Source organism: Streptomyces sp. NPDC054840 (assembly GCF_053611065.1).
Map to the genome: position 1 here is coordinate 1 of NZ_JBSGZP010000362.1, position 7,441 is coordinate 7,441.

The 7,441-nt window shown below is 73.2% G+C and carries 9 protein-coding genes; 4 read left to right on the forward strand and 5 right to left on the reverse strand.

Features of this window, described 5'->3' with window-relative positions; all coding sequences use genetic code 11:
• From ACWGIU_RS23630 to ACWGIU_RS23640, 3 genes are all read right to left on the reverse strand, one after another.
• Positions 1–809, reverse strand: an 809-nt coding sequence (locus ACWGIU_RS23630; RefSeq protein WP_453708808.1) for an AAA family ATPase, incomplete at its 3' end; no start/stop codon positions are given.
• Positions 806–1,975: an exonuclease SbcCD subunit D gene (locus ACWGIU_RS23635; protein ID WP_453708810.1), complete on the reverse strand. Its 1,170-nt coding sequence runs from the start codon at positions 1,973–1,975 to the stop codon at positions 806–808. The genes ACWGIU_RS23630 and ACWGIU_RS23635, both read right to left, overlap by 4 nt.
• A gap of 85 nt (positions 1,976–2,060) precedes the next feature.
• Complete coding sequence (locus tag ACWGIU_RS23640) at positions 2,061–2,687, reverse strand: YigZ family protein (protein ID WP_030718947.1); 627 nt, start codon at positions 2,685–2,687, stop codon at positions 2,061–2,063.
• A gap of 247 nt (positions 2,688–2,934) precedes the next feature.
• Here ACWGIU_RS23640 and ACWGIU_RS23645 point away from each other — a divergent pair, with 247 nt between their 5' ends.
• Both ACWGIU_RS23645 and ACWGIU_RS23650 read left to right on the forward strand, forming a co-directional pair.
• Positions 2,935–3,534, forward strand: a complete 600-nt coding sequence (locus ACWGIU_RS23645) for a hypothetical protein (protein ID WP_453708812.1) — start codon at positions 2,935–2,937, stop codon at positions 3,532–3,534.
• A gap of 80 nt (positions 3,535–3,614) precedes the next feature.
• Positions 3,615–4,019 carry a CoA-binding protein gene (locus ACWGIU_RS23650; protein WP_453708814.1) on the forward strand — a complete coding sequence of 135 codons (405 nt, stop codon included), beginning with the start codon at positions 3,615–3,617 and terminating at the stop codon, positions 4,017–4,019.
• Between the two features lie 159 nt (positions 4,020–4,178).
• Here the strand turns inward: ACWGIU_RS23650 and ACWGIU_RS23655 are convergent, their stop codons facing one another.
• The gene (locus tag ACWGIU_RS23655; protein ID WP_453708822.1) at positions 4,179–4,811 is read right to left on the reverse strand and encodes a helix-turn-helix domain-containing protein; all 633 of its coding nucleotides are present in this window, start codon (positions 4,809–4,811) and stop codon (positions 4,179–4,181) included.
• 104 nt (positions 4,812–4,915) lie between these two features.
• Between ACWGIU_RS23655 and ACWGIU_RS23660 the strand changes: the two genes are divergently transcribed.
• On the forward strand, positions 4,916–5,782 hold the full coding sequence (locus ACWGIU_RS23660; RefSeq protein ID WP_453708816.1) for an EamA family transporter: 867 nt from the start codon (positions 4,916–4,918) through the stop codon (positions 5,780–5,782).
• A gap of 21 nt (positions 5,783–5,803) precedes the next feature.
• On the opposite strand, the gene ACWGIU_RS23665 is transcribed toward ACWGIU_RS23660, so the two are convergent.
• Positions 5,804–6,550: an acyltransferase gene (locus ACWGIU_RS23665; RefSeq protein WP_453708818.1), complete on the reverse strand. Its 747-nt coding sequence runs from the start codon at positions 6,548–6,550 to the stop codon at positions 5,804–5,806.
• Between the two features lie 137 nt (positions 6,551–6,687).
• Between ACWGIU_RS23665 and ACWGIU_RS23670 the strand changes: the two genes are divergently transcribed.
• Complete coding sequence (locus ACWGIU_RS23670; protein ID WP_453708820.1) at positions 6,688–7,233, forward strand: gamma carbonic anhydrase family protein; 546 nt, start codon at positions 6,688–6,690, stop codon at positions 7,231–7,233.
• Positions 7,234–7,441 lie beyond the last annotated feature (208 nt).

The window sequence follows — 7,441 nt, forward strand, 5'->3', positions numbered from 1 at the left end:
GCCAGCGCGTACTCGGCGACGTCGAGGCGCTCGCGGGCCGCGCACCGGGCGACGGCCGCCCAGGCCCGGACGGCCTCGGCGAGCCCGGGGTCGCCCGGCTGGTGGCCGGGCATCGGCCAGGCCCGCAGGTCGGCGCTGTCGCCGGCGGCCTGGGCGAGCCGCTGTGCGGTGTGGAGCACCTTCTCGTCGCCGGCCCGGACCTTGGCCTCGGCGGCCCGGCGGCGCTCGCCGAGCAGGGCCTCGACGGCGGCGAAGCGGCGGGTGTCGAAGAGCCGGCCGAGCAGGCGGCCGCGGGCCGCCTCGTCGGCGCGCAGGAACTTTGCGAACTCCCCCTGCGGCAGCAGCACGACCTGGCAGAACTGCTCGCGGCTCATGCCGAGCAGCTGCTCGATCTCCTCGCCGATCTCCTGGTGGGAGCGGCTGAGCGGCTCCCAGCCCTCGCCGGTGTGCTCGCGCAGCCGGCTCTGGGCCTTGTCCTTCGTGGTGCCCGTGCCGCGCTTCTTCGGGCGCTCCTGCTCGGGGCGGCGGGTGATCTCCAGGCGGCGGCCGCCCGCGGTGAGTTCGAGGGTGACCTCGGTCGGGGTGTGGGCGGCGGCGTGGTCGCTGCGCAGGGTGGTGCCGGGGGCCTGGCGGGGGCCGGGCACGGAACCGTAGAGCGCGTAGCAGACGGCGTCGAGCACGGAGGTCTTCCCGGCTCCGGTGGGTCCGTGCAGCAGGAAGATACCGGCGCCGGACAGGGCGTCGAAATCGATCTCCTGGGGCTCGGCGAAGGGTCCGAAGGCGGTCACGGCCAGTCGGTGCAGCCTCATCGGTGGGTCTCCCGGTGGCTGTCGTCGGCCCGTACGTCGTCGAAGGCGCCCTGCAGGACCGCCCGTTCGGCCTCGTCCGCGTGGCCGCCGCCGCGCACGTGGGCGACGAAGTCCTCCGCGATCTCCTGGTCGCTGCGGCCCTTGAGCCGCTGGGCGTAGGAGGCCCCGGTCTCCTCCTGGCGGCCCTCGGGGTCGAAGGCGAGGGTGAGGGTGTGCGGGAAGCGGGCGGCGAGGCGGGCCATGGGGTCGTCGGGCCGGACCGGGTCGGTGAGGGTGGCCTCGACCCAGGCGTCCTCGTGCACCTGGTGCGCCGGATCCCGCAACAGGTCCTCCAGCCGTCCGCGCAGCCGGGCGAGGGCGCGGGGTACGGGGGTGTCGACGCGCTCGGCGCGGACGATCTCCCCGTCCGCACCCAGCTCTATCAGCCACATGGTCTTGCGGTGGTCGGCCTCGGAGAAGGAGTACGCGAGCGGGGAACCGGAGTAGCGGACCCGTTCGTCGATGGTCTGGCTGCCGTGGAGGTGGCCGAGGGCGGCGTAGTCCACGCCGTCGAAGACCGAGGCGGGTACGGCCTCGACCCCGCCGACGGTGATGTCGCGCTCGCTGTCGCTGGCCTGTCCGCCCGTGACGAAGGCGTGCGCGAGGACGATCGAACGGGTGCCGGGCGCGCGGGTGGCCAGGTCGGCCCGGATCCGGTCCATGGCGGCGCCGAGGACCGCCTCGTGACTCACCTTCTCCGCGCCGAACTGGTCCTTGACCAGGGCGGGTTCCAGGTACGGCAGACCGTACAGCGCCACGTCGCCGTGTACGTCGGCCAGGACGACGGGGTCGGCGCAGCCGGCCGGGTCGGTCCGCAGGTGGATCCCGGCCCGGTCGATCAGCCCGGCGCCGACGCCGAGCCGGCGCGCGGAGTCGTGGTTGCCGGAGATCATCACGGTGGGCACGCCGAGGGCGGCGAGGCGGTGCAGGGCCCGGTCGTAGAGCTCGACGGCGGGCAGCGGGGGCACGGCCCGGTCGTAGATGTCGCCGGCGACGAGGACGGCGTCGACCTCGCGTTCGCGCACGGTCTCGATGAGGTGGTCGATGAAGACGGCCTGGGCGCCGAGCAGGTTGACGCGGTGGAAAGCCCGGCCGAGGTGCCAGTCGGAGGTGTGCAGGAACTTCACTCGCCGGCCCCGCCGCGCATGCCGTCTCCCCCTGGTCGTCTCCCGCTCGCTGAACCCCTCTACGCTAACCCGTCCCCGGGGGCGCTCAGGGCGCGTACGTCTCTCCGCCGAGGGTGAGACCGGCGCTGCCCGCGGTGGTGTCGGCGAGCCAGGCCTCGAAGGCGGGCAGGTCCGCCTCCGGGAGGGCCACCTCGATCTCCACCTCGGCGCCGTAGCGCAGGTCCACCACGGTCCGGCCGGTGGAGCGCAGATCGTTCTGGGTCTTGCCGGCCCGCTGGTGGTCGACGGTGACGGTGGCCAGCCGGTAGCGGCGCCGGGTGACCGTGCCGAGCTCGTCGAGAGCCTCGCCGACGACCCCGCCGTAGGCCCTGATCAGCCCGCCGGCGCCGAGCTTCACGCCGCCGTAGTAGCGGGTGACGACGGCGACCGCGTAGCGGATGTCGCGGCGCATGAGCATCTGCAGCATGGGCACTCCGGCGGTGCCGCCGGGCTCGCCGTCGTCGCTGGCCTTCTGGACGGACGCGTCGGCGCCGACGACGTAGGCGAAGCAGTTGTGCGTGGCGGTGGGGTGCTCCTTGCGGATGCGCGCGACGAAGTCCTGGGCCTCCTGCTCGGTCGCGGCGGGCGCGAGCGAGCAGAGGAATCGCGAGCGGTTGATCTCGGACTCGTGCATGCCCTCACGGGCCACCGTCACGTACTGGTCTGCCTTCACCTCACCACCCTAAGCGGTGCAGAACGGGCCCCTGCCCGCCCGTGGCAGGTCGGGGTCGGGGTAGACCCCTGGGTCTACGCCCCGTGATCCCCGCCGGGGGCACGACGACAGCCACGGCACCTCGCCGCGTTGGCGGAGCGCCCGAATACGCCCGGTATGCAGACGCGCCTCCGCCTTGCGACGCACCGCATCCGACGCCATGCGCCGATCCACCGGGGATCACGGGACAGCCCTTAGGTTGGCGGACATGGAACTGCGGGGGTGGAACTATCGGTACGTGGGACCGGCCGAGCTGAGGGCGCTCGTCCGGCCGGAAGGCGAGGGCCGGAGCATCCGCTCGGCCGAGGAGTTCGCGTGCTGGGTGTCGGGCCCGGCGGCGGCCGAGCTGTCCGATCCGGTCACGTTCGTCGTCGACCGCGCCGGTGTGCTGCGGCTCGCGCCGCGGCGGAGCGAGCACGTGGTCTGCGCCGGCGGAGGCACGGTGCTGAGCGCCGGTGAGATGACCTTCGGGCGGGAGTCCGGGCGGTGGGTGGTCCGTGAGGTGAGCAACCAGTCGACGGGATACTGCCCGGACACCTGCTCGTGGCCGGCCGTCGCGGACGCCCTGGACGCGGCCGGGATCGGGCGCCCGGGCGGCTTCACCCACGAGGTGGTGTTCCGGAGGTGCCTCCACTGCGGGCAGCTGAACGTCGTCCGGGACGAGGACTTCGTCTGCGTCTTCTGCGACGGGCCGCTCCCGCAGGGATGGAACGTGGACCCGTCGGCCGCGTGGCCGGCCGTCCCGGTACCTCGCCGCGGTCGGCGAGGAGCGGGGAGCGGGGAATCGCGCCCGGGCCGTTTCGGTTGACCCGGCAGAGCGCCGGTCCGGGGCGGCGGGTAAGCCGCGGTCAGGGCCGGCGGGGACGAGAACACCAGGAGGCGGCACACGTGTACGGCGATCCGGCAACCATCCGCAAGATCCTCACCGAGCTCGGCGACACCTGGGCCGTGGTGGGCCTGTCGAACAACCAGGACCGCGCGGCCTACGGGGTGGCGCGCGTACTCCAGCGGTTCGGCAAGCGCGTGATCCCCGTGCACCCGAAGGCCGAGACCGTGCACGGCGAGCCCGGGTACGCCTCGCTGGCGGACATCCCGTTCAAGGTGGACGTGGTGGACGTCTTCGTGAACAGCGAGCTGGCCGGTCCGGTCGCCGACCAGGCGGCCGCCATCGGTGCCGAGGCCGTCTGGTTCCAGCTCGGCGTGATCGACGAGGCCGCCTACGCCCGCACCCGCGAGGCAGGGCTGACGATGGTCATGGACCGCTGCCCCGCGATCGAGATCCCCGCGCTCTAGGCTTCCTCTTCCGGAGCTTGCCGGGTGAGCCCAGGTCGTCCGGTGCGGTGCCTGGCAAGGCGGAGGGGCGCCCGTGTACCGGACCTACTCGGGTGCCCCGACAACGCGGCGAGGGGCCGTGCCGGGCGGGCCGGCCCGGCAGGATCCGGAAGAAACGGCCTAGGTGTCCTGCCGATCCGGCCGGGCCGGCGCGCCTCCGTGCGCGTGCGCGGGGACCGGCGCCGAGACCGGGGGGACCGACACGGCGAGGGTCATCTCCATCGGTACGGAGCCGTCGTTGCGGTAGGAGTGCGCGAGGTTCGCCTCGAAGGTGGCCGCGGCCCCGGCCGGGACGCGGAACTCCTCCTCGCCGACCACCAGGGTCAGCTCCCCGGCCGTGACGTGCAGCATCTCGATGGTGCCGGACGGGTGCGCGACGGAGTCCGTCCCCTCGCCCGGCACCAGGTGCCAGGTCCACAGCTCCATCGGGCCGCGCTCGTCGGTGCCGATCAGCATCGTCGTGGAACTGCCCGCCTCGCTGGACCAGATCCGCACCACCTGGTCCGGTTGGACGATCCGGACCTGCGGGCCCCGGTCGTGGTCGAGGAGCGCGGAGATGCTGACGCCCAGCGCGTCGGCGAGCCTGACCGTGGTGCCCACGCTGGGGTTCGTACGGGCCTGCTCGATCTGGATGATCATCCCGCGGCTCACTCCCGCGCGAGCGGCCAGGGAATCCAGGGTGAAACCCCGCTCGCCGCGCCACCGCTTGAGGTTCCGGGCGAGCGCCTGGGTGAGCTGTTCGAGATCCGACACCATTCCGTCCAATATTTTGGATGACACAGTCCAACAGAGTGCACTAACGTGTCCTGTGTTCAATGCTGCACTCCAGCGTTCACTGCACTGTACTGCGAGGCTCCATGACCGCCCTCTTCGCCCTGGCCACAGCCGTGCTGTGGGGTCTCGCCGACTTCGGCGGCGGGCTGCTGACCCGCCGGATCCCGGCGCTCACGGTGGTCGTCGTCTCGCAGGTCGTCGCCGTGGTGGTGCTCGGCGCGGTGGTCCTCGGCACGGGCGCTTGGCGGGAGGCCGGTCCACAGCTGTGGTTCGCGGTCGGCGCGGGCGTGGTCGGGCCTGTCGCCATGCTCAGCTTCTACAAGGCGCTGGCCCTCGGCCCGATGGGCGTGGTCTCGCCGCTGGGTTCCCTGGGCGTGGTCGTGCCCGTCACCGCCGGGCTGATGTTGGGCGAGCGGCCCGGGCTCGGCCAGTTCGCGGGGATCGCCGTGGCAGTCGTCGGCATCGTCCTCGCAGGCGGCCCGGAGCTGCGCGGCGCACCCGTCCAGCGGCAGGCAGTCGTCCTCACCCTGGTCGCGGCCTTCGGCTTCGGCGCGGTGATGGCCCTGATCTCGGAGGCGTCCAGCACCATCACCGGACTGTTCCTCGCCCTGTTCGTGCAGCGGGTCACCAACGTCGCCGTCGGAGGAGCCGCCCTGTGGACGCAGACCCGGCGCGGCATACCCGCCCTTCCGGCCGGCACGGGCCCGAAGCTCCTGTGGGGACTGCTGCCCGCACTGGCCTTCGTCGGGCTCGCGGACGTCGCGGCGAACGGCACGTACTCCATAGCCGCGCAGAACGGCCCGGTCACCATGGCCGCCGTGCTGTCCTCGCTCTACCCGGTGATCACCGCGCTCGCCGCCTTCGCCGTTCTCAAGGAACGGCTGCGCACGGTGCAGGCCGCGGGCGCCGGCCTGGCCCTCGCCGGAACGGTTCTCCTGGCCGCGGGCTGAGCGGTTCCGGCTCCGGGGTCCCTACGAGTGCTCGGCCTCGGTGAGCTCGGCCAGACCGCGCAGCTGCTCCGGGGTCATCCCGTCCGGGATGGGCACCGGCGTCGGCGTGCGCAGGGGCGGCTGCCAGCCCGTCTCCGGCTGCCAGCGCCGTACGATGCGCGCCGGCGCCCCCGCCACCACGGCATGGTCGGGCACCTCGCCGCGCACGACAGCGCCCGCGGCGACCACCACGTTGCGGCCGAGGCGCGCGCCCGGAAGGATCACCGCGCCGGTACCGAGCCAGCACCCCGGGCCGATCTCCACGGGCTCACTGCGCGGCCACTGACGGCCGACGGGCTCGTGCGGGTCGTCGTAACTGTGGTTGGTGGACGTGATGTAGACGCCGGGGCCGCAGAAGGTGTTCGACCCGATGGTGATCCGGGCGTCGGCGATGACATGGCTGTTCCGGCCGATGACCACCCCGTCGCCGAGCACGAGCATCGGCTCGGCGCCCAGGTCGAGGTCCGGCATCATTCCGGCGGTGAGCGTGACCTGCTCCCCGATGATGCAGTGCGCACCGAGCTGTATCCACCGCTCACCGAAGACGGTGCCCTGCGGGAAGGCGAGACGGGTGCCGTCCCCGATCGCCCCGAACCTGAGCCGTCCCGGGGTCTGCGCGGTGACCGCACCGGCCTGCTGCATCCAGCGCCAGCCGGTGTGAACCACGCGGCTCGCCAGCCGGCGGCGCGCGGCCGTCAGTGAGGAGAACGTGTTCTGTTTCTTCGGCACCCGGCCACGGTAGTGCGCCGGACCCGGGTCGCCCCGACCCCACTCCTGTGATCTTCACCCCATCGCGGGCACGGCGCCGCGCGTGGCCTACGGTGCCGTTAGCGCGGCAACAGGACGACGAACGGCAGGAAGAGAACATGACGTACCAGGCGGCTCAGGCACTCGTGGCGGGTGTCGGCGGCAAGCACCCGGACATCGACCCGACGGCCTTCACGGCTCCGACCTCGGTCGTGGTCGGCGACGTCACCCTCGCCGCCGGCGCGAGCATCTGGTACTCGGCGGTGCTGCGCGCCGACTGCGGCCCGATCACGCTCGGCGCCGACAGCAATGTGCAGGACAACTGCACGGTGCACGTGGACCCCGGCTTCCCGGTCTCGATCGGCGAGCGCGTCTCCATCGGCCACAACGCCGTCGTGCACGGCTGCACCGTCGAGGACGACTGCCTGATCGGCATGGGTGCGACCGTGCTGAACGGCGCTGTGATCGGCGCCGGCTCGCTGGTGGCCGCGCAGGCCTTGGTCCCGCAGGGCATGGTCGTCCCGCCCGGCTCACTGGTCGCGGGCGTGCCCGCCAAGGTGCGCCGTGAGCTGACCGACGAGGAGCGCGAGGGCATCAAGGTCAACGCCCTGATGTACGGGGAGCTGGCCAAGCAGCACCGCGCCTCGGTGACCCCGGACGCCTAGTACCCGCCGTCGGATCAGGCCGACCTCCGCGTGCCCGGCGCACAGGGGCCGGGTCCGGCGCCCGCCGGCCGCCGGGGAGCCAGGCGTCGGCCTCGGTTACCCGGCCGGCCGGGATGGCACGGCGGCCGTGTCGCCCTTCTCCGCCGCCCGGCCCAGCCCGTTCGTCACGGGGTGGTCATGGCCGGGCCGGCCGTCGCCGGCCCGGGCC

Bases quoted from the DNA above. Each gene is read 5' to 3' on its own strand.
- ACWGIU_RS23645 (WP_453708812.1), top strand. From the start codon at position 2,935: ATGGAACTGCGGGGGTGGAACTATCGGTACGTGGGACCGGCCGAGCTG.
- ACWGIU_RS23660 (WP_453708816.1), top strand. From the start codon at position 4,916: ATGACCGCCCTCTTCGCCCTGGCCACAGCCGTGCTGTGGGGTCTCGCC.
- ACWGIU_RS23670 (WP_453708820.1), top strand. From the start codon at position 6,688: ATGACGTACCAGGCGGCTCAGGCACTCGTGGCGGGTGTCGGCGGCAAG.